Below are 19,961 nucleotides of genomic sequence, written 5' to 3' on the forward strand. Positions count from 1 at the left end.
CCCGGACCGCCGCGCGTGCGTGGCCGGTTCGCGTGCCGGCCGCCCGTCGAGGGCGGGCCGGCTTTTCCCGTGCGATCCGCATGGCCGGCGCGCATCACGCGCGCCGCAGCGTCGCGCCCCATACGCCGAGCGCGGCTACGCTCACCCCCGCGCCGAGCACGCAGACGCCCGTCCATCCGGCGCGCGCATACATCATCGTCGCCGCGATCGCACCGAGCCCGCTGCCGGCCGAATAGAACAGCATGTAGCAGCCAATGAGGCGCGCATGCGCGTCGGGCCGCGCGCCGAGAATCATGCTTTGATTGACGACGTGCACGGCCTGTCCGCCGACGTCGAGCAGCACGATGCCGACGATCAGCAGCGCAATCGACGTATTGCCGAATGCGAGCGGCAGCCACGAGCACGCGAGCAGCGCGAGTGCGGCGCCGGTCGTCGCTTCGCCGCGCCCGCGATCCGCGAGCCGGCCCGCGCGGGCGGCGGCCGCCGCACCCAGCGCGCCGACGAGGCCGAATGCACCGATCTGCGTGTGCGACATCGCGTGCGGCGGCGCGCTCAGCGGCAGCACGAGCGCGCTCCAGAAGATGCTGAACGCCGCGAACATCAGCAGCGCGATCGCGCCGCGCACGCGCAGCACGCGTTCGTCGCGCAGCAGCGACGCCATCGAGCGCAGCAGCGCCGCGTAACCGATGCGCTCGCGCGGTTCGTGCGTATCGGGCAGCAGCCGCGACAGCACGACCAGCATCGCGATCGCGAGCCCGCCCGACACGAGATAGACCGCCCGCCACCCCGCGATGTCGGTGACGACGCCCGCCAGCGAGCGCGCGGCCAGCAGCCCGACCACGACGCCGCCCTGCGCGGCGCCCACGACGCGCCCGCGTTCGCCTGCGCCGGCGAGAGCGGCCGAGCAGGCGATCAGCCCTTGCGTCATCGCGGTGCCGAGCAGCCCGACCGCGACCATCCCGGCCAACAGCGCGACACGGGTCGACGCCGCGGCCACGCCGATGCAGGCCGCGGTCAGCAGCAGAAGCTGCACGGCGATCAGGCGCTTGCGGTTCAGCAGGTCGCCGAGCGGCACGACGAACAGCAGCGCGAGCGCGCAGCCGAGCTGCGTCGCGGTGATGACGCCGCCGACGGCGGCCTGCGACATGCCGAAATCCCGCGCGATCGAATCGAGCAGCGGCTGCGCGTAGTAGACGTTCGCGACGCTCGCCGCGCAGCACACGGCCAGCAGCGCGACATGCGCCGACGACAGACGGCCGCCCTCGGCCGGATGGATCGCCCCGGTGGGCGCGTTCGGTGCAACGGTGCCGGAATGGCAGGACGATTCCATGGTTTCCTCACGCAATGTAGTTGCAATTTGAAACTGGTTTGGAGTGTAGGGAAACTAGTTTTAAAATGCAACCTGTTGGGTGGCGGGCCAGGAGCCCGTGCACGGATGGCCGGCATGCCCGAAGGCGGCCGGCACGATTGCGGAGAGGAAGATGGCCAGGCAGAAAAGTCTTGCGGATTCGCCGTGCCCGGTGGCGCGCGCGACCGATATCGTCGGCGATCGCTGGGCGCTGCTGATCGTGCGCGATGCGTTCGACGGCGTGCGCCGCTTCGGCGATTTCCGCGCGAGCCTCGGCGTCGCGAGCAACATCCTGTCGGACCGGCTGAAGATGCTGGTGGACGCGGGCGTATTCGACGTCGTGCCGGCGTCCGACGGCACCGCGTATCAGGAGTACGTGCTGACCAAAAAGGGCGAGGGGCTGTTTCCGGTCATCGTGATGCTGCGGCAGTGGGGTGAGGCCCACCTGTTCGCGCGCGGCGAGCCGCATTCGGTGCTGGTCGATCGCGGCACCGGGCGCGCGATTCGCAAGCTCGGGCTGCGGCACGACGACGGCCGGCCTTTGAAGGCGGCCGACACGGTCGTCAGGAAGATCGACGACGAGGCCGGCGCGGCACGACGGTGAGCGTCATGTGTGATGGTTGAGCCGTCGAAGGGCATTCGGCGCGGAAGCACGAGCGCGGCCCGGCCGGCTACGCGAGTCGAGACAGCGGGGTGCGTGAAACTGGAGGTGACGAGCGGCGACCATTGGCTCGATGCGCACCGCTTTTACGCACGGCACGGCTTCACGCGGGATGGACAGCGGCTGTCGAAGCTCGTCCGGCCGTGACGCTACGGCGCGAGCGAGCGCCGCATCCGTTATCGCGGGAAAACCGGCGCCGCTTGGCCGTTCAATGCCGTTCGCCGCGCCAGCGTCCGGGCGCCACACCGAAGCGCTTCGTGAACGCATGCGTGAACGTGCTTTGATCCGCGAAGCCGACGCTGCCCGCGATATCGACGAGCGAATGGCGGCCGTCGGCGAGCAGCACGACCGCTGCGTCGAGCCGCAGCCGCTGCAGGTAGCGATGCGGCGTTTCGCCGAACGCATCGACGAACAGTTGATGAAACCGGCGCATCCCGTAGCCGCAGTGCGCGGCGAGATCGGCGATGCGCAGCGGGTCGGCGAGCCGCGCGCGCAGCCAGCGGTCGATGCGCGCGAAATCGAGGCCCGACGCGGGCGCGGCGATGCCTGCATCGTCGAGCAGCGCGTCGCACAGGCGCGCGGCGGCCTGCCACTGGAAACGGTGCGCGGCAGCCTGCCGTGCGTCGCCGGCAGGCGCATCGTGTTGCACGGCCGCCGCCGCGACCTGCGCGACGAGCGACGTGAGCGCCGGGTCGATCGACACGGCGCGGGCATGGTCGAACAGCCGCTGCGGTACCGCGAGCGACGCGGCGGGCAGGTCGATCACGAGCTGGCGATTGTCGCCGAGGCCCGCGTAGTCGTGGCGCGCGCCGGCCGGAATCAGCCAGGCCGCGTGCCGGTCGATGCGCCGGCCGATTCCGTCCACCGCCATCACCATCGCGCCATCGACGCCGAGCACGACCTGGTGGAAGTCGTGCACGTCCGACGCTTCGCACGTGTCGTAGCGGCGCAGCGCGATGGCGGGGGAGGCGATGCGTTCCATCGGAAGGAACCGGCCGGAGGCGCGGTCAGACGTCGAGCAGTTCGACTTCGAACACGAGCGTCGCATTCGGCGGAATCACGCCGCCTGCGCCGCGCGGGCCGTAGCCGAGTTGCGGCGGGATCGTCAGGCGACGCACGCCGCCGACCTTCATGCCCTGCACGCCTTCGTCCCAGCCCTTGATGACCATGCCGCCGCCGAGTACGAACGCGAACGGGTCGTTGCGATCCTTGCTCGAATCGAATTTCTGACCGTCGGTCAGCCAGCCCGTGTAGTGGACGCTGACGGTCTTGCCGGCTTGCGCTTCCGCGCCGGTGCCTTCGGTCAGGTCTTCGTACTTGAGGCCCGATTCGGTCGTGATGACGGACATGATTTCTCCTGAAAGAGAGGTTGCGTAAAACCGCTATTGTAGGCGAGCGCGCAGCGGGCCGGCGCGCGTGGATTTCGCGCTGCCGTACGCGTGTCGGCAAGCGTGGCGGGGCGCTGCGCGCAGGATCGGCCGAAACGCAATTGGAACGCGCGTTTGAATTTTTCGCGAGCCGCGGGGCCGAGGCTGCACCACGGCAGTGCGCTACGCGTATGAATCGACGCAACCGGCACGAATTGCCGCATGTTGAGCGACCGTTGCCGGATGCGGCGAAAGGCCCGCCGCATGAGGCTTGCGGGCCGATAGCAGGGCGCTGCGCCGCACCCGATATCCCGCCCGTCCACGCGCCCGCGCGTTCGAATCGCAATTCGTCCGGGCGCCTTGGGAACGCCATTTTTTCCGCCTTTCCGACCGTGCCCTGTTTGGAAGCGCGCATCTACCGCGCGGCTTGCGTGCGTCGGCGCGCGCGGCCTATCTTTACATCTGTCGATGTCAGGATTTTGGCGGCGCGCGACGCGTCGCCCGGGCTTGCGCCGGCCGCGTCGGACGATGCGCCGGGCCGCTCCGCAACAGGAGAACGATGAACATGAAGTCAGCCGCTTCCGCCACCGCAGCCGGGATCATGCCGGTGCGCCGCGACCTGCGCTTCGACCTGCCGGTCGAACGCGCGAAGGACTGGCATGGCCTCGGGTCGCATGTGACCCATTTCTTCAACGCGCTGTCGCTGCTGTTTCCGGCCGGCGAGCGCTTCTTCATGGATTCGGTGCGCCACTACCGCGACCGGATCGACGATCCCGTGCTGAAGCAGCAGGTGCTGGGCTTCATTGGCCAGGAGGCGATGCACACGCGCGAGCACGTCGAATACAACGAGCTGATGCAGGCGAACCGGCTGCCCGCGCGCAAGCTCGACCGGCGCGTGTGGGCGGTGCTCGGCTACATGAAGCGCAAGCTGCCGCATTCGGTGCAGCTCGCGCACACGGTGGCGGCCGAGCACTACACGGCGATGCTCGCCGACTGGCTACTGCGCGACCCGACGCGCCTCGACGGTTCGGTCGAAGGCTACCGGCAGATGTGGATCTGGCACGCGCTGGAGGAAACCGAGCACAAGGCCGTGTCGTTCGACGTGTGGAATGCCGCGATGAAGCCGGGGCTGCGCCGTTACCTGATCCGCGTCGGCGTGTATCTGCTGACGACGCTGACGTTCTGGCCGACCGTGTTCCTGATGCATGCGACGCTGCTGTGGCGCGATCGCGGCGCCGGCCATCACGTGCGCGGCATGCTGCGGATGATCGCGTTCCTGTACGGGCCGCGCCGCGGGCTGTTCCCGTGCATCGCCGGCGAATGGCTGAGCTTTTTCCGGCCGGGCTTCCACCCGTGGGATCACGACAATCACCACCATCTCGCGCGGGTCGACGCACTGGCCGCCGCCTACGGCGAACATGGCGGCACGCGGGCCGGCCGCGGCCGCGCGAACGCACCGGCGCCGCTCGCGTCGGGCCGCTGACCTGGCCCCGCCGCGCGGCGGGATGCCGTGCATGTTGCGTTCGTGCATCAATCGGCTTCTTCCGACGATTGACGAAAATTAACCGGCACCGGTCGAGCGGGCGCCCGCATGCCCGGCCGACCGGTTGCGCGCGCATGCGCCGGCGCGCCGATCGTGCGTGCGCCGCGTCGCACGCAATCGCCGCGCGCCAGCACCGGCGTGGCTTTGCGCGCGCGGCGCCGGTCCCGTCCGGTCGCCCGCGGCGCCCGCCACCGGGATAATACCCATCTAGCCGCAGGCCGGCCGCATCGATATACCGTTCATGACGATGTCGACCTCCGGCGCGATTCATGCGCAGGGGGATTTTATTCGGACGGAAATGCGGCCAATATGTCGGTTCGATCGTGTCCGTCGGACGCGGCGGTGAGCCGGCGCGCGATACCAACGCCAAGCGGGGAACAACGATGGTTGCAAGGTCACCCGACGCAAACGGGCACGCGGCGCCCGAGATGACGGACGTGTCCGTCACCGCTCCCGAGGCCGGCCGCAAGCTGTTCGCGATCATGCGCACGCCCGACGAGCCGTTGCTGGCACAACTGCGGGGGCTCGGCTGGGAGATCGCGGTCGCGAAGACGGCCGGCGCCGCGCAGAACATGACCTCCGGCGTGAGCGTGGCTGCCGGGCTGGTCGATTTCACCGGGTTCACGTCGCGCGACTATCCCGCGCTGAAGATGTGTCTGAGCCAGCCGGCGATCGGCTGGATTTCCATCGCGCAGGCCGGCATCACGATCGGCCCCGCCGTGCGCGAAATGATTCGCAGCTATTGTTTCGATTACGTGACGCTGCCGCTGCCGTACGAATGGATTTCGCACGTGCTCGGTCATGCGCGCGGGATGGCCGCGCTCGATCGCGTCGACGGCGCCGCCTATGCGGCGTCGATCGGCGAACACGGGATGATCGGCAACTGCGAGGCGATGCAGCAGCTGTTCAGCACGATCCGCAAGGTCGCGAAGACCGACGCGAGCGTGTTCATCTCGGGCGAGTCGGGCACCGGCAAGGAACTGACGGCGCTCGCGATTCACGAGCGCTCCAGCCGCGGCAAGGGGCCGTTCGTCGCGATCAATTGCGGTGCGATTCCGCATCACCTGCTGCAGTCCGAGCTGTTCGGCTATGAACGCGGTGCATTCACCGGCGCGAACCAGCGGCGCGCGGGCCGGATCGAATCGGCGAACGGCGGCACGCTGTTTCTCGACGAGATCGGCGACATGCCGGTCGAAAGCCAGGCGAGCCTGCTGCGCTTCCTGCAGGAAGGCAAGATCGAGCGGCTCGGCGGACAGGAATCGATCGCGGTCGACGTGCGGATCATCTCGGCCACGCACGTCGATCTCGACGGCGCGGTGGAGGCCGGGCGCTTCCGCGCGGATCTCTATCACCGGCTGTGCGTGCTGCGCATCCACGAGCCGCCGCTGCGCGCACGCGGCAAGGACATCGACATCCTCGCGCACTACGTGCTGCAGAAATTCAAAGCCGACAGCGGCCGCAAGATCAGCGGCTTCACGTCGGCCGCGCTCGACGCGATGCGGCGCTACGAGTGGCCAGGCAACGTGCGCGAACTGATCAACCGCGTGCGGCGCGCGATCGTGATGGCCGAGAGCCGGCTGCTGACGCCGCACGATCTCGGGCTCGACACGCCCGGCGAAACCGAACCCGTGACGCTCGAACAGGCGCGGGCGCTGGCCGAGCGCACCGCAATCGAGAACGCGCTGCTGCGCAACGACCACCGGATCAACAAGGCCGCCGCCGAACTCGGCATTTCACGCGTGACGCTCTACCGGATGATGATCGAGCACGGGCTGAACGATCGCGACAACAACGGCGGGCACGACGGCGCGCCGTCGGACGACGCGGGGCATCAGCGGGTCGGCTGAGCGGCGCGCGAACCGGCTCAGCGATAGGTCCACAGCCGGTGCAGCACGAACGTGACGGGCGGCACGCACAGCATGACCGCGACGACGCTCCACGCGCGGGCGAGCCCGAGCGCGTCGGTGCCGTGCGCAAGCAGCATCGTCACGGCCAGGCCGGCCGTCGCGACCGCGAGAAAGCGCACGAAGTTGCCCCACGTCATCGGCGACGAAAAACTCCACAGCGTGTTGGCGAGATACGAGAACGCGGTCGAGCAGACGAACGCGGTTGCGTTCGCGATGACGGGCGTCGCGTCGAACAGCGCGAACATCGCGGCGGCGATCAGCGCATGCAGCGCGGTCGAGCCCAGGCCCGACACGCCGAAGCGGATCAGCCTGGCGCGCTCGGCGGCATGGCAGGTACGGATCATCGTGGGCGGTCGCTCGGGCGGCGTGAGGTCGCGTGAAGCGGTGTCGCAGTATAGCCATGCGCTCGGCCGCCGCGTCCAGCGTCCAGCCGCGACGGGCGGTGCGCATCGCCGCCGCCGGCATGTAAAGCGCATGAAACATTTCGCGTCGGCGGCCGGGCGAATTTCCGCGGCGAACCGGGGCCGATCGGCCAGCCCGCCGCCGGTAAAAATTCCGTGCTCATTGTTCAGCCTTATTCCGCAACGCCCCGCCGTGACACGGCCGGCGCGTGCCGCGGCCCCGATGTTTCAGTTTCGTAACTTCCGGCATGCCGCGCCCGTTCCGGCCGCGAGCCGGCCTGGTCACCCCCTTGTCCGGCCGGGCTCGCGCAGCGCTGGCCCGGTCCTTGCGGAGAAGGGCGTGCGAGAGTCGACGACGCGAGATCCGTCCGGTCAGGCAGCGAAAGCCTTCAGTACCGGCCAGGATGCAGTCCGCGGGGATGCGGCGGCCGAGCGCGGTGCAGCAGCCGCGTCACGGCGAGCACGGAGCGTCGTCGCCTGATCGCCGGGGCATCGGCATCGTTCGGTTGCCGGAACAAACATCAGACAGCAAACGGGGTAGAAAAATGATCGATCGTCACACGCCGCGGTCCGCAGGCCGCGATCGCCGTGATCCGGGGCATCGCCGCTCGAACGTCGCGCTTGCGGCCGACCGGCATGCCTCGACAGGCCATCTCTCCGCGCCCGGTGCGAGGCGGATCCGGCTGGTTGCCGGTCATCCGCGCCGGGTCGGCACTTTTCTGCACCCGAACCCGATCCGCATGGGCATGTGCACACGGGCGCCGGTGCCGCGACGCCCGATCTTCGCCTATTGACTCGAGCAGTACGACGGCCGTTGGCGTTGCCCGTCATTGCCGCGAACGGTTGGTTTGTAATCCGAACGATGATCGAAGCGTCGTGCCGCGGGCTTCGCGCGACGCAACACGACAAGCATTCGATGCAACGGCGAACCGCTCGATGCCGTTGCCATCCGGTTGAAGGGGAGGGGCGGTCGGACGCGCGCGGCGGAAGCAGCAATCCGTACGCGCGCGACGCCGTTTTTTCAACCGCCGTAGATGTCGAAGTCGAAGTACTTCGATGCGAGCCGCTTGTAGGTGCCGTCCTTGACCATGTCGGCGATCGCGCGATCGATCTTCGCCTTCAGGTCGGTGTCCTCCTGGCGCAAGCCGATGCCGGCGCCGATGCCGAGCACCTTTTCGTCGACGAGTTCGGGCCCGACGAACGTGTAGTTCGCGCCGCGCGGCGCTTTCAGGAACCCGATCGCGGCCTGCACTTCATCCTGGAGCGCCGCGTCGAGGCGGCCGGCGATCAGGTCGGCATACACGCCGTCCTGGTTCTGGTACGACACGACGTTCGCGCCTTGCTTGCCCCAGTATGCTTTCGCATACGTCTCCTGCGTCGTGCCCTGCTCGACGCCGATCGATTTGCCCTTCAGCGATTCGGCGGTCGGCAACAGCGACGAGCCCTTCTTCACGACGAGCCGCGTCGGCTGGTTGTAGATCTTCGTCGTGAAGCCGATCTGCTGTGCGCGCTGCGGCGTGATCGACATCGACGACAGCACCGCGTCGAACTTCTTCGCCTTCAGCGCCGGAATCATCCCGTCGAAATCGTTCTCGAGCCACACGCATTTCGCCTTCAGGCGCGCGCAGATCTCGTTGCCGAGGTCGATGTCGAAGCCGACGAGCTTGCCGTCGGGCGCCTTCGACTCGAACGGCGCGTAGCTGGCGTCGGTGCCGAAGCGGATCGTGGTCCAGTCCTTCGCGACGGCGGGGCCTGCGGATACCGCGAGCAGGGCGATCGAAACAGCGGCAATCAGTCTCTTCATGGTGCGTTCCTTGGCGGGGTGCATCCGGTTTCTGTGCGACACGGTCTCCACGGACACGATTCGCGCCGTGACGCAGTGTCCGCACGGCCATTAACGCAGAAAATAAAATTAGAGTCCAGAATGGACAAAAAATATCGATTTGTCGGAGGGGCATGCACGATCGATGGGTGCGACCCTTGCAAAAATACGAGAATGGACTAATCTTGTTAGTAAATTCGTTTCGAGACTAACGATCATGTCACACCCTGCCTACGAATCGTATTCCGCTGTGCCGCACGCTTCGGTCGCGCAGATGTCGGCGGCCGGCCTGCGTGCGTTTTTCAACATCGCGCGCGACTGGGAACTGACGATCGACGAGCAGATCGTGCTGCTCGGGTCGCCTGGCCGGTCGACGTTCTTCAAGTGGAAGGCCGCGCCGGAATCGGCGCGCCTGCCGCGCGATACGCTCGAGCGGCTGTCGCTGCTACTCGGTATCTACAAGGGGTTGCAGATCCTGCTGCCGCAACCGGCCGCGGCCGATGCGTGGGTCAAGCGGCCCAACGATGCGGCGCCGTTCGGCGGCAAGCGTGCGCTCGACCGGATGCTGGCCGGCAACGTCGGCGATCTGGTGGCCGTGCGGCAATATCTCGACGCGATGCGGGGCGGCTGGGCGTGACGACACCGATCGAAGTTACCCGGTGGCCCACCACCACCGTCGACTGGGCGCCCGCCTATCGCGTGATTCCCACCCGTTTTCCGGCCATCAACCTGTTCGACCGCGTCGCATCGGCGGACGATTTCGACGCGCTGTACGCGCTCGAATCGCTGACCAACGATCGCATCCGCAACGAAGTCGGCACGCTCGACCTCGTGCCGCCCGCCGAGCGCCGCTACGGGCAGGGCTGGGGGCCGATCATGGCCGCGTTCACGCACCTGAATCCGCTGGGCAGCCGCTTTTCGGACGGCAGCTACGGCGTGTTCTACTGCACGCGCTTGCGCGACACGGCGATCGCCGAAACGCGCTATCACAGCGGGCTGTTTCTCGCCGCGACGAAGGAGCCGCCGATGCGCCAGCAGATGCGGCTCTACACCGTGTTCGCGCACGGTGACGTCGCCGACGTGCGCACGTGGCCGCAGCGCGATCCCATGTTGCTGGATCCGGTCGACTACAGCGCGGGGCAGGCGTTCGGCCGCGCGGTGCGCCATGCAGGCGGCGCGGGGATCGTCTATCCGTCGGTGCGCGACCCGCGCGGCGAGTGTCTCGCCGCGTTCCGCACGACGCTGCTGCGTGACTGCCAGCATGCGGCTTATCTCGAATACAACTGGAACGGCTCGGCCGTCGATGCGGTGTTCGAACTGAATCAGGTCGGCTAGCGTTCGCTTGGCCGTTGCATTGCGCGGCGCGGGCGCCGGCCGGCGCGTCAAGGCAACGGCCAGTCGCCCGCGTGGCGTTCGCGCGCTTCGGCCTGCGTCATCGACCATGTGCGGCCGGTGCGCGGCTCGGCGAGTGTGAGCCGGCCGGCCGGCGCGAACGCGCCTGTGTCGATGAACCATTGCGCGCCGATCCGGTGCGGCGCACGCACCGGCGTGTGTCCGGTGCAGGTCAGCGACAGTCCGGCCTGCCGCGCCGGATCGGCGAGCCCCTGGACGAGATCGCGGCCCCACATCAGCCGCTCGCGCACGTCGTGCGGATAGCTGCCGGTATCGAGATCCGCGTCCGAGCCGAAGAATTCCGCATGCAGCACATTGAAGCGCGCCGGGCCGTCGCCGACCACGCGCACGAGCGGCAGCGCGTCGACGCGCGCCGCGTGCGCGCGCAGCCGGTCCGGCGGCAGGTCGGCGCCCCAGTCGCCGCCGATCCCGCGCCACGCGTCGGGCGGCAGCTTGCCGCGCGCGACGAGGCTCAGCACTTCCTCGTGATTGCCGCGCACGACGTGGCACCACGGCCGGTCGAGCAGGTCGAGCGCGGTGTCGGAGGCCGGGCCGCGGTCGACGAGATCGCCGACCGAGAACAGCCGGTCGCGGGCCGGATCGAAGCGGACGTCGTGCAGCAGCGCGCGTAGTACGTCGACGCAGCCGTGCAGGTCGCCGACGACGAAGTCGCGGCCGGCCGTGTTCGCGGCATGGCGGCAGAGCAGGGCGGTGGCGGTCATCCTCTTATCTTAGGCGCTCGCGCCCATCGCCACGCCACGATGGAATGGGGATAATCGGGGCGCGTTACCCGCCGGCGCAGTGGCCCTCCCGCGCACCGGCCGAACCCTTTCCATCCGCTTTCGGAATCCCACGATGACGTTTTATCCGCAGGTATTACGCAACCGGCCGCGCATGGTCGCGGCATTCGTCGCCGGCGTGCTGTGCGCGGTGCTGCTGCCGTTTCCGCTGCGCCCGACCGCGCGGGTGCTGATCGGCTGGGATTGCACGGTCTGGCTGTATCTGGTGCTGATGTGGGTGCGCATGGTCACCGCGCATCATCACAAGGTGCGCGAAGTCGCGATCCGCGAGGACGAAAACGCGACGACCGTGCTGACCGTCGTGTGCCTCGCGACCGTCGCGAGCGTGGCGGCGATCGCGATCGAACTCGCAACCGCGAAGAGCGTCGGCTTCAGCGCGGGGCTCAGCCACTACGCGATCACGGGCGCGACGCTGTTCGGCGCATGGTTCCTGATTCCGACGATCTTCACGCTGCACTATGCGCGGCTCTATTACGGCTCGCCGACCAGCGATCGCGCGCTCCGTTTCCCGGACCGGAACCCGGAGCCCGATTACTGGGATTTCCTGTATTTCGCGTTCACGCTCGCGGTCGCGTCGCAGACGGCCGACGTGTCGCTCGCGAACCGCTCCGCGCGGCGCGCGGTGCTCGCGCAGTCGGTCCTGTCGTTCTACTTCAACATGGCCGTGCTCGGCCTGTCGATCAACGTCGCGGCGGGGTTGCTGAACTGATGCCGGTTACTTGAGCAGGTCAGGTCCTGGAGCCAGTACGTGTCGTCATGCGCGCCGCACCGCGATCCACGCACCCCAGAACAGGCTCCCGAAAAAGCGCAGCGGCGCATCGAAGCCCGCGTCGTGCAGCAGCGCGAACACGGCTTCTTCGGACGCGGGCGGATCGGCGCCCTGCAGGATCTTCGCGAGTTGCGCGCGCACGGCGTCGGGCGTGGCGCCCTTCATGCGCCAGCGCTGCTGCCAGGCGTCGAGCAGGCGCGGGTGGTCCGCGTAGCGGCGATGGTTGCCGGCGAGCACGAGCGGCGCGCCGGGCTTCAGGCGCCGCGCGATCGCGTGCAGCAGCGCGGCTTTCGCGTCGTCGCCCGGCACGTGATGCAGCACGCCGATCAGCGTCGCGCCGTCGAACGCGGGCGCGTCGGGCAACGCGTCGACGCCCGCCTCGACGAACGTCGTACGCGCGCCGAAACCCGCGGCTTCGACGTTCGAGCGCGCGAGCGCGAGCATCGGCGCGGACGGGTCGACGGCCGTGAATCGCCAACCCGGTTCGAGCCCGGCCGCGACGCAGATTTCCTGCCCCGTGCCGCCCGCGCCCGCGACGAGCATTCGGGCATCGGCCGCACCGATCGCCGACGCGAGCATGCATGCGGCGAGTTCGTGGCAGGCATCGTAGCCGGCGAGCGCGATGCGCGATTGCTCGGCGTATTCGTGGGCGCGTGACGGATCGAATTTCGCGGCGCTGGCGGGAAGCGACATGGCGGGGTTCCTCGGGTCGGGAGCGGACGAGGTGTCCGCGAGCATGACGCGGAGCGTAGGGGCGCGCGGCCGGCACAACAAGGCGAGCGATCATTCCGGTATGCCAACTACCTGACTCGGCGGCGCGTGCCGGCCCCCGGTTTCCAGGGCCGGTTTGCCGGGGTCGATTCGCATTTAAAAATGTCTGATCACGATGCATCGCGGTGGCGAATCCGGCGCATACTCGTTCCTCTCCCCCCGCCTGGCCTTCGCATGCCGGGCCCCGATGCGCTGCGCCATCGGCGCGGCCATGCCGCTCGGTACGCACGAGGAGCGCATGATGTCCGATTGTCCGCACGATCCGTACGCGCAGCACTACATCCATTGTTTGCCGTTTGGCGCGCAGCCCTGCGGCGCGCTCTGCACGACACCGCGCACGCATTTCCGCGTGTGGGCGCCCGGCAGCACACACGTCCAGCTCGAACTCGATACCGGCTACGGCCCGACGCTCGTGCCGATGGCGAGCGCCGGCCCGAACTGGTTCGAAGTCTTCGTCGACTGCGGCGCGGGCGCGCGTTACCGCTATCGTCTCGACGATACCGTGTCGATTCCCGATCCCGCGTCGCGCTCGCAACCCGAGGGGCTCAACGGCCCGAGCGAGGTCGTCGACCCGCGCGCGTTCACGTGGCGCAATACCTTCTGGCACGGGCGCGCGTGGGAAGACATCGCGCTCTACGCGATCCGCCCGCACGCGGTGGGCGGCTTCGACGCCGTGCGCCGCCGCCTGCCGCAGCTCGCGCGCCTCGGCGTGACCGCGCTGGAGCTGCTCGCGTCGCCGCACGACAGCCTGCCGTTCGCGCCGCTCGCGGCCGAAGGCGGCCCCGACGCGCTGAAGGCGCTGATCGACGGCGCGCACGGCTACGGTCTCGCGGTGCTGCTGGAACTCGACTACGCGCGCTTCGGCAGCGGCACCGATGCGCTGCGCCACTACGCAGGGCCGTTCTTCCATACGCGCGACGATCCGCTGCAGGCCGCACCGCTCGCGCTCGATCATCCGGAAGTCTGCGATTTCTTCTGCGACAACGCGCTGTACTGGATCGACGAATACCGCTGCGACGGGCTGCGCCTGCGCGAAGCCGACCGGATCGGCGTGTCGTGGCTGCGCGAGATTGCGGATCGCGTGCGCGCCGCCGTGCCGGCCGACCGGCTGATCCACCTCGTGCTCGGCAGCGAGCGGCATCCGGCGCATCTCGCCGATACCCATTTCGATGCGCAGTGGAACGGCTGCGGCGAACGCGCGCTGCACCGGCTCACGGGGCGCGACACGTCGGCTCATGAAGGTATTTCCGCGCACCAGTCGATTCACACGCTCGCCCGCGCGCTGACCGCGGCCGGCGCGGCGTACCAGTCGGCCGCGCCGGCGGAAGGGATGGCCGCCGAAGGCGGCCTGTCGCTGACGTCGCTCGTGCTGTCCGATGGCGCATGGCGCGACAGCGGCCAAAGCGATCACGAGCAGGCGGCCGGCCTGGCCGGGCTTGCGCTGTCGCTGCTCACGCCGCAGATCCCGCTGATCTTCGACGAAACCGCGCGCGACATCGACCGTGCGCATTTCGTGCAGTCGGCGCTCGCGGTGCGCGCGAAGCTGATCGCGCCGCGGCTGTCCGATTGCCGGCCGCAGGAAGCCCATGCGCTGAAGGCGGACGGCGACGGCGATGCCGACGCGCTGTGCGCATCATGGTGGCTCGCCGACGACGAGACGTTGACGATCGCGTTGAACCTGTCGCCCGATGCGGTGCCGTTCGACGCGCCGCGAGGGCAGGTGGTATTCGAGACGCCGGCGCGCGCGCGCGACCGGGTCGATGAAGGGGAGTTGCCGCCGTATTCGCTCGTCGCGTGGCTGACGGGCGACGTCAATCGCTACGCGCTGACGCACGACGTGCGTCGCATCGACGACGGGTCGTGGCGCGGCATGCGTCCGAATCTGAACGCATGAATCGATGAACGCGTGAAGCGCCGGAGCCGGGCGCGGTCGTGCCCGGCAGCGCTGCCGGAAGGCGCCGAATTACCAGAACCCGCGAATGCCCGCGATGCCGTACGCGCCGTGACGGCGTGCGTCGTCGAGGTGTGCGCGCGTCATGCCGCCGAGCGCGAACACGGGCATCGCGGCCTGTGCGGCCAGCGTGTCGAATTGTGCCCAGCCGAGCGTCGGCGCGCCGGGGTGGCTGAGCGTCGGCAGTACCGGCGACAGCGTGACGAAATCCGCGCCCGCGCGCGCGGCCAGCAGCAGGTCGTCGTGCGAGTGGCACGCGGCGGACACCCAGCGTCCGGCCGGCAGCGGCCGTTGCGCGACGGCGCGCAACGCGGTGCCGTCGAGATGCCAGCCGGCGCCGTCGAGCCGCATCACGCCGGCTGCATCGATCGGGCCGTTCAGCATCAGGTGCGCGCCGGCTGCGTCGCAGCGCGCGAGCGCCGCGGCGGCCAGTGACGCGAACGCGGCCGCGTCGAGCGATTTCACGCGCAGTTGCACGAGCGTTTCGCCGCGCGCGAGCACGGCCGACAGCCGGTCGAGAAACGCGGCCCGATCGGCCGCCGACGCGGACGCCGGTTCCGGCGTGATCACGCAGCAGCGCGGCAGCGGCGCGTTCATCGCGCGATGCGACGCGCGGCCGTCATTCGTCGGCCTCTTTCACGATCTTCGGATAGACGCGCACGAGCACGATGCGCGGCCCGTTCATCTTCTTCACGACGACGTCGAAGCGGTCGAACGACACGCGCTGCCCTTCGGTCGGCAGGTCGCTGAGCGCCTGGATCACGAGGCCGCCGACCGATTCCGCGCGGCCTTCGTCGATGTCGATGCCGAGCGCCTGTTCGAGCGACACGACGGGCAGGCTGCCCTTGCCCATCAGCGTGCCGTCGTCGAGGCGGCTCCAGTCGGCATCGCCCTGGCGGAACTCGTCGTGGATCTGGCCGACCAGCGCGCCGAGCAGGTTGTCGAGCGTCAGGAAGCCGATCGGCTTCTCGCCCTTGTTGCCGACCAGCGCGAAGTGCGGGGCGCCCTTGCGGAAGCGGCGGAACAGCTCCAGCGCCGGCGTGTCGGGCTTCACGTACTGGACCGGGCGCACGTAGTCGGAGAGATCCTCGAGCGCGGCGCCCGCATGACGCGCGAGCAGCAGGTCCTTCAGGTGGATCAGCCCGCTCACCTGTTCGCGCGACGCATCCTCGAACAGCGGATAGCGGCTGAAGCGGTGCCGCGCGACGATCTCCATGTTGTCGGGCAGCGGCAGGTCGCGCCGCAGGCCGATCATTTCATGGGCCGGCCGCATCAGGTCCGACACGGTCATCGACGAAAAATCGAGCGAATGCGCGAGCGTGTTCCACTCGTCGTTGCTGTACGTGCCGCGCGCCGGCTGTGCCGCATTGCCGGCCGCGCTGCGGCGGCTGCGCAGGATCAGCTTCAGCTCGTCGGTCGAGTAGTGCGCATCGCCGCCGTGGTCGGCCGACAGCCCCGCGAGCCGCAGCACCGCGTTCGCGCTGTTGTTGAGCACCCAGATCGCCGGATACATCGCCCAGTAGAACGCGTAGAGCGGCAGCGCGACCCACAGGCCGACCTTCTCCGATTGGCGGATCGCCATCGATTTCGGCGCCAGTTCGCCGACGACGATGTGCAGGAACGAGATCAGCGAGAACGCGAACACGAGCGAGATCAGGTGCACGACGCGTTCGGAGTGGACGCCGATCAGGTCGAGCAGCGGGCCGATCAGTTGCGCGAACGCCGGTTCGCCGACCCAGCCGAGGCCGAGCGACGCGAGCGTGATGCCGAGCTGGCACGCGGAAAGATACGCGTCGAGCCGGCCGTGCACGATGCCGAGGATGCGCCCGCGCAGGCCGTGCTTGCGGGCGAGGGTCTTGACGCGCGTCGCGCGGAGTTTGACGAGGCCGAATTCGGCCGCAACGAAGAACCCGTTCAGGGCCACCAGGAACAACGCGCCGATGAGCGCGAAGATCTGTAACAAAGAATCGCTCCGGTTATGACAGGCCCATCAGTATAGGGCCAGAAAGTAATTTGTAATGTGTCGGGCGGCCGATCGCTTACACCGGCGCCTCGCAGGGAATCGAGAACGTGAGGGTGGCGGGCGCGCCGTCGGCGAACACGTCGTGCGCGAACGTGCCGCCGTGCGCGAGTGCGACGCGCTGGCACAGCGCGAGCGTCCACGCGCTGCGTTTCGCGTCGCGCTCGCGCAGCATCTCGCGCCGGGCGAACGATTCGAACGCGTGCGGCTGCGCGGGATCGACGAGCACGTCGGCGTTCACGGTGCAGGTGGCGCGCGCGGTGAACTGCGCGCCGTCGCGCGTGCATGCGAACGCGACGCGGCTGCCCGCGGCGCTGGCCTCGACGGCCGTCGTCAGCAGGGTCCAGAGCGCCTGCGCGACGCGTTCTCGATCGACGGTGAGCGACGGCTCGCCGTCCGGCAGCGTCGTGTCGAGCGCGACCTGCCGTGCGTCGGCGAGCACGAAACGCACGAGCGCGATCGTGTCGTCGAGCAGCGCGCGCAGCGCGAACGGCCGCGGCGCGAGCGCGAGCGTGCGCGTTTCCGCGCGCGGCGCGTCGAGCACGCCATCGATCAGCGCGACCTGCTGGTCGATGCCCGTGCGGATGCCCGCGAGCGCGCGCTGCAGGTTCGGATCGGCATTGGCGAGCTGGCGCTCGAGCACGTAGGCCCAGCTGTGCATCGCATTCAGCGGGCTGCGCAGGTCGTGCGACGCGGTGGAGAGCGCCTGGTCGCGCAGGAACAGCGCCGCCTGGGCAGCGTAGTGCGCTGCGCGTTCGCGCAGCAGGTCGGCGGCGGGATCGGCGGAAATGGACGTCACGGAGCGGGCCTGTCGGAAGCGGTTGGCGTGGAAGTCACGCGAATCGCCATTATAGGGACGGTGGGTGTCACGCCGGCAGCGCGTCCTCGTCCTTTTTCCGTGCGTCGCCGTTCGGCAGCAACTGGCACGCGAGCAGGCCGGCCAGCATCAGCGCGCAGCCGACGAGCGCGCGCAGCGTCAGCGTTTCGCCGAGCGCGGCCCAGCCGGCGATCGCCGCGAACACGCCTTCCATGCTGAAGATCACGGCTGCGTGCGCGGGCGCCGCATCGCGTTGCGCGACGACCTGCAGCGTATAGCCGACCCCGACCGACAGCAGCCCGCCGTACAGCAGCGTCGGCAGCGCGCTGCGCAGCATCGCGACGCTGACCGGTTCGACGGCCAGGCCGACCGCGAGACACGCCATGCCGCACACGAGAAACTGCAGGAACGCGAGCACGAGCGGATCGTGGCGCTTCGCGAGATGGCCGACCGCCATCACGTGCGCGGCGATGATGACGGCGCCCGCGAGCTGGAACCAGTCGCCATAGAGCACCGAGAAGTGCTCGTCGATGCTGAGGAAATACAGGCCGATCGCGGCCAGCAATGCGCCGAACCACGTGCCCGCGCCGATCCGGTGGCGCGCGAACACGCCCATCAGCGGCACGATCACGACGTACAGCGAGCTGATGAAGCCCGCGTTCGCGACCCGCGTGTATTGCAGGCCGAACTGCTGCAGCGAGATCGACACGGCGAGCAGCCCGCCGAGCGCGAGGCCCGGCAGCAGCAGCGCCGGTTTGCGCCGGATGGCCGCGAGCTGCGCGCGCGACGCCGGATTCAGCATCAGCAGCGGCACCAGCACGAGCGCGCCGAGCAGGAAGCGCAGCCCGGTGAACAGGAACGGCCCGATCACGTCGAGGCTCAGGCGTTGCGCGACGAAAGCGGAGCCCCAGATCGCGGCGGCCGCGAGCATCAGCAGGTTGGCGCGGAGGTGCTTGCGGGCGTCGGGCTTCATCGGCATTCGTCTGGAGATTGCGGGGCGGAGCCGCTAGTTTACGCCGAGATTGCAAGGCTGTCGGCGAACCTGCGCAGCGCGGCGGCGGCGCGGGCGTCGCGTACGCGCGAATACAGCACGACCTGCGATGGCGGTAGCGCCGGCAGCCCGAATTTCGCGCCGACGTCGACCAGCGTGCGCGGGGCGACGCGCCGCGCGAGCGGGCAGACGGCCAGCCCCGCCGCGGCGGCGGCCGCGACCGCCGCGACCCCGCCGCCCGTGAAGCGCTCGCGCCATGGCAGCCCCGCGCGGTCGAGCGCGCGCAGCGCGGCGGCCCGCACACCGCAGGGGCCGGCCAGCACCGCGAGCGGCAGCGGCTCGCCGGCGCGCGGCGCCCAGTCGGGCGCGGCGAGCCAGGCCAGCGGCTCGGTGAACAGCGGCGTGCCGTCGTCGCGCGGCGGATCTTCGCCGGGCTCGTGCCGGACGATCACCGCGTCGAGCCGCCGTTCGTCGTATTGCGGGAGCAGGCTCGTCGACGCCCCGAGATGCATTTCCAGCGACAGCCCCGGATCCTGCCGGTGCAGACTTGTGAGCACGGCCGGCAGGTCGGGCACCGCGACATGCTCGCTGACGCCGAGCGACAGCCGGACCGTGCCGGTCGAGATCGCGCCGAGCGCATGCTCGTGCGCGTCGAGCAGCGCGCGGGCGGCCGGCAGGAAATTCTCGCCGTCGGCGGCCAGCTTGACGACGCGCGGCGTGCGCGCCAGCAGCGGCTTGCCGAGATGGGCCTCCAGCCGCTTCAGCTTCAGGCTGACGGCCGATTGTGTGGTGCCGAGCGCATCGGCGGCGCGCGTGAAGCTGGCGAGGTCGGCGACCAGCACGAACGCGCGGACAGCATCGAGATCGAGTACTTTCATTTCAAATGAAAATGAATGAAATATTCATCAATGACTGTTCATTATAGGTTGGGGCGCCTAACCTGACGCTGTGTTTTCGTTCTTCAACGTCACTCACCGACAGGAGCAGGACCATGCCATTCACCCGTATCGCCGTACGCGAAGGCAAACCGGCCGCCTACCGCAGGGCCCTCGTCGACGGCGTGCATCGCGCGCTGATGCAGACCTTCAACGTACCCGAGGACGACATCTTCATGGTCGTGACCGAGCATGCGTCCGAGAACTTCGTGTTCGGCCGTCATTACTACGATATCGAGCGCAGCGACGATCTCGTGATGATCCAGATCACCGCGAACAACACGCGCACGCTCGAGCAGAAGCGGGCGCTGTACCGGACGATCGCCGAGAACCTCGCGCAGGAGCTCGGCGTCCGGCAGCAGGACGTATTCATCAGTCTTGTCGAGGTGCTGAAGGAGAACTGGTCGTTCGGCAACGGCATCGCGCAATACGCCGTCTGACGTGCCGTCTTGACCTGCCACAGGGC

21 protein-coding genes are annotated in these 19,961 nt (G+C 69.0%); 9 read left to right on the forward strand and 12 right to left on the reverse strand.

Features of this window, described 5'->3' with window-relative positions; all coding sequences use genetic code 11:
- Positions 1-94: 94 nt before the first annotated feature.
- Positions 95-1,330 carry an MFS transporter gene (locus HWW87_RS02560; protein ID WP_175819120.1) on the reverse strand — a complete coding sequence of 412 codons (1,236 nt, stop codon included), beginning with the start codon at positions 1,328-1,330 and terminating at the stop codon, positions 95-97.
- Positions 1,331-1,481: 151 nt separating this feature from the next.
- Between HWW87_RS02560 and HWW87_RS02565 the strand changes: the two genes are divergently transcribed.
- On the forward strand, positions 1,482-1,952 hold the full coding sequence (locus HWW87_RS02565) for a helix-turn-helix domain-containing protein (RefSeq protein ID WP_175819121.1): 471 nt from the start codon (positions 1,482-1,484) through the stop codon (positions 1,950-1,952).
- 265 nt (positions 1,953-2,217) lie between these two features.
- Here the strand turns inward: HWW87_RS02565 and HWW87_RS02575 are convergent, their stop codons facing one another.
- A complete protein-coding gene (locus HWW87_RS02575; protein ID WP_174433277.1) occupies positions 2,218-2,991 on the reverse strand; it encodes an AraC family transcriptional regulator in 774 nt (257 codons plus the stop codon).
- A 25-nt stretch (positions 2,992-3,016) separates the two neighbouring features.
- Positions 3,017-3,358, reverse strand: coding sequence for an FKBP-type peptidyl-prolyl cis-trans isomerase (locus HWW87_RS02580; protein WP_006479474.1), 342 nt, complete (start codon positions 3,356-3,358; stop codon positions 3,017-3,019).
- Between the two features lie 583 nt (positions 3,359-3,941).
- On the opposite strand from HWW87_RS02580, the gene HWW87_RS02585 reads away from it, so the two are divergent.
- Together HWW87_RS02585 and HWW87_RS02590 are read left to right on the forward strand one after the other, a co-directional pair.
- Entirely contained in the window at positions 3,942-4,859 is a 918-nt protein-coding gene (locus tag HWW87_RS02585) for a metal-dependent hydrolase (RefSeq protein ID WP_175819122.1), read from the forward strand.
- 443 nt (positions 4,860-5,302) lie between these two features.
- Positions 5,303-6,766: a sigma-54 dependent transcriptional regulator gene (locus HWW87_RS02590; protein ID WP_175820657.1), complete on the forward strand. Its 1,464-nt coding sequence runs from the start codon at positions 5,303-5,305 to the stop codon at positions 6,764-6,766.
- A 17-nt stretch (positions 6,767-6,783) separates the two neighbouring features.
- On the opposite strand, the gene HWW87_RS02595 is transcribed toward HWW87_RS02590, so the two are convergent.
- Positions 6,784-7,170, reverse strand: coding sequence for a GtrA family protein (locus tag HWW87_RS02595; protein WP_175819123.1), 387 nt, complete (start codon positions 7,168-7,170; stop codon positions 6,784-6,786).
- Between the two features lie 602 nt (positions 7,171-7,772).
- Between HWW87_RS02595 and HWW87_RS02600 the strand changes: the two genes are divergently transcribed.
- The gene (locus HWW87_RS02600) at positions 7,773-8,021 is read left to right on the forward strand and encodes a hypothetical protein (protein ID WP_174433281.1); all 249 of its coding nucleotides are present in this window, start codon (positions 7,773-7,775) and stop codon (positions 8,019-8,021) included.
- A gap of 227 nt (positions 8,022-8,248) precedes the next feature.
- Here HWW87_RS02600 and HWW87_RS02605 read toward each other — a convergent pair whose 3' ends face one another.
- Positions 8,249-9,031 carry an ABC transporter substrate-binding protein gene (locus tag HWW87_RS02605; protein ID WP_175819124.1) on the reverse strand — a complete coding sequence of 261 codons (783 nt, stop codon included), beginning with the start codon at positions 9,029-9,031 and terminating at the stop codon, positions 8,249-8,251.
- Between the two features lie 235 nt (positions 9,032-9,266).
- Here HWW87_RS02605 and HWW87_RS02610 point away from each other — a divergent pair, with 235 nt between their 5' ends.
- Together HWW87_RS02610 and HWW87_RS02615 are read left to right on the forward strand one after the other, a co-directional pair.
- Complete coding sequence (locus HWW87_RS02610; RefSeq protein WP_175819125.1) at positions 9,267-9,686, forward strand: MbcA/ParS/Xre antitoxin family protein; 420 nt, start codon at positions 9,267-9,269, stop codon at positions 9,684-9,686.
- The gene (locus HWW87_RS02615) at positions 9,683-10,384 is read left to right on the forward strand and encodes an RES family NAD+ phosphorylase (RefSeq protein WP_175819126.1); all 702 of its coding nucleotides are present in this window, start codon (positions 9,683-9,685) and stop codon (positions 10,382-10,384) included. The genes HWW87_RS02610 and HWW87_RS02615 overlap by 4 nt, the downstream gene beginning before the upstream one ends.
- Positions 10,385-10,431: 47 nt before the next feature.
- Here the strand turns inward: HWW87_RS02615 and HWW87_RS02620 are convergent, their stop codons facing one another.
- Entirely contained in the window at positions 10,432-11,163 is a 732-nt protein-coding gene (locus tag HWW87_RS02620; RefSeq protein ID WP_175819127.1) for a metallophosphoesterase, read from the reverse strand.
- A 133-nt stretch (positions 11,164-11,296) separates the two neighbouring features.
- Here HWW87_RS02620 and HWW87_RS02625 point away from each other — a divergent pair, with 133 nt between their 5' ends.
- Positions 11,297-11,950, forward strand: a complete 654-nt coding sequence (locus tag HWW87_RS02625) for a DUF1345 domain-containing protein (RefSeq protein ID WP_175819128.1) — start codon at positions 11,297-11,299, stop codon at positions 11,948-11,950.
- 45 nt (positions 11,951-11,995) lie between these two features.
- Here HWW87_RS02625 and HWW87_RS02630 read toward each other — a convergent pair whose 3' ends face one another.
- On the reverse strand, positions 11,996-12,703 hold the full coding sequence (locus HWW87_RS02630) for a class I SAM-dependent methyltransferase (protein WP_175819129.1): 708 nt from the start codon (positions 12,701-12,703) through the stop codon (positions 11,996-11,998).
- A 319-nt stretch (positions 12,704-13,022) separates the two neighbouring features.
- Between HWW87_RS02630 and HWW87_RS02635 the strand changes: the two genes are divergently transcribed.
- Positions 13,023-14,675, forward strand: coding sequence for a DUF3459 domain-containing protein (locus HWW87_RS02635; protein WP_175820658.1), 1,653 nt, complete (start codon positions 13,023-13,025; stop codon positions 14,673-14,675).
- A 69-nt stretch (positions 14,676-14,744) separates the two neighbouring features.
- Here HWW87_RS02635 and HWW87_RS02640 read toward each other — a convergent pair whose 3' ends face one another.
- The 5 genes from HWW87_RS02640 to HWW87_RS02660 form a co-directional block, all read right to left on the reverse strand.
- Complete coding sequence (locus HWW87_RS02640) at positions 14,745-15,329, reverse strand: thiamine phosphate synthase (RefSeq protein ID WP_174387415.1); 585 nt, start codon at positions 15,327-15,329, stop codon at positions 14,745-14,747.
- 22 nt (positions 15,330-15,351) lie between these two features.
- Positions 15,352-16,695 (reverse strand): hemolysin family protein, encoded by a 1,344-nt coding sequence (locus tag HWW87_RS02645; protein WP_174387413.1) that lies wholly within the window; start codon positions 16,693-16,695, stop codon positions 15,352-15,354.
- Positions 16,696-16,771: 76 nt separating this feature from the next.
- Entirely contained in the window at positions 16,772-17,551 is a 780-nt protein-coding gene (locus HWW87_RS02650) for a HAMP domain-containing sensor histidine kinase (protein ID WP_175819130.1), read from the reverse strand.
- A gap of 67 nt (positions 17,552-17,618) precedes the next feature.
- Positions 17,619-18,542 carry a DMT family transporter gene (locus HWW87_RS02655; protein WP_175819131.1) on the reverse strand — a complete coding sequence of 308 codons (924 nt, stop codon included), beginning with the start codon at positions 18,540-18,542 and terminating at the stop codon, positions 17,619-17,621.
- A 38-nt stretch (positions 18,543-18,580) separates the two neighbouring features.
- Entirely contained in the window at positions 18,581-19,438 is an 858-nt protein-coding gene (locus HWW87_RS02660) for a LysR family transcriptional regulator (protein WP_175819132.1), read from the reverse strand.
- 113 nt (positions 19,439-19,551) lie between these two features.
- Here HWW87_RS02660 and HWW87_RS02665 point away from each other — a divergent pair, with 113 nt between their 5' ends.
- The gene (locus HWW87_RS02665) at positions 19,552-19,935 is read left to right on the forward strand and encodes a tautomerase family protein (protein WP_175819133.1); all 384 of its coding nucleotides are present in this window, start codon (positions 19,552-19,554) and stop codon (positions 19,933-19,935) included.
- Positions 19,936-19,961 lie beyond the last annotated feature (26 nt).

The organism is Burkholderia sp. BCC0419 (assembly GCF_902830285.1).
Lineage (GTDB): Bacteria > Pseudomonadota > Gammaproteobacteria > Burkholderiales > Burkholderiaceae > Burkholderia.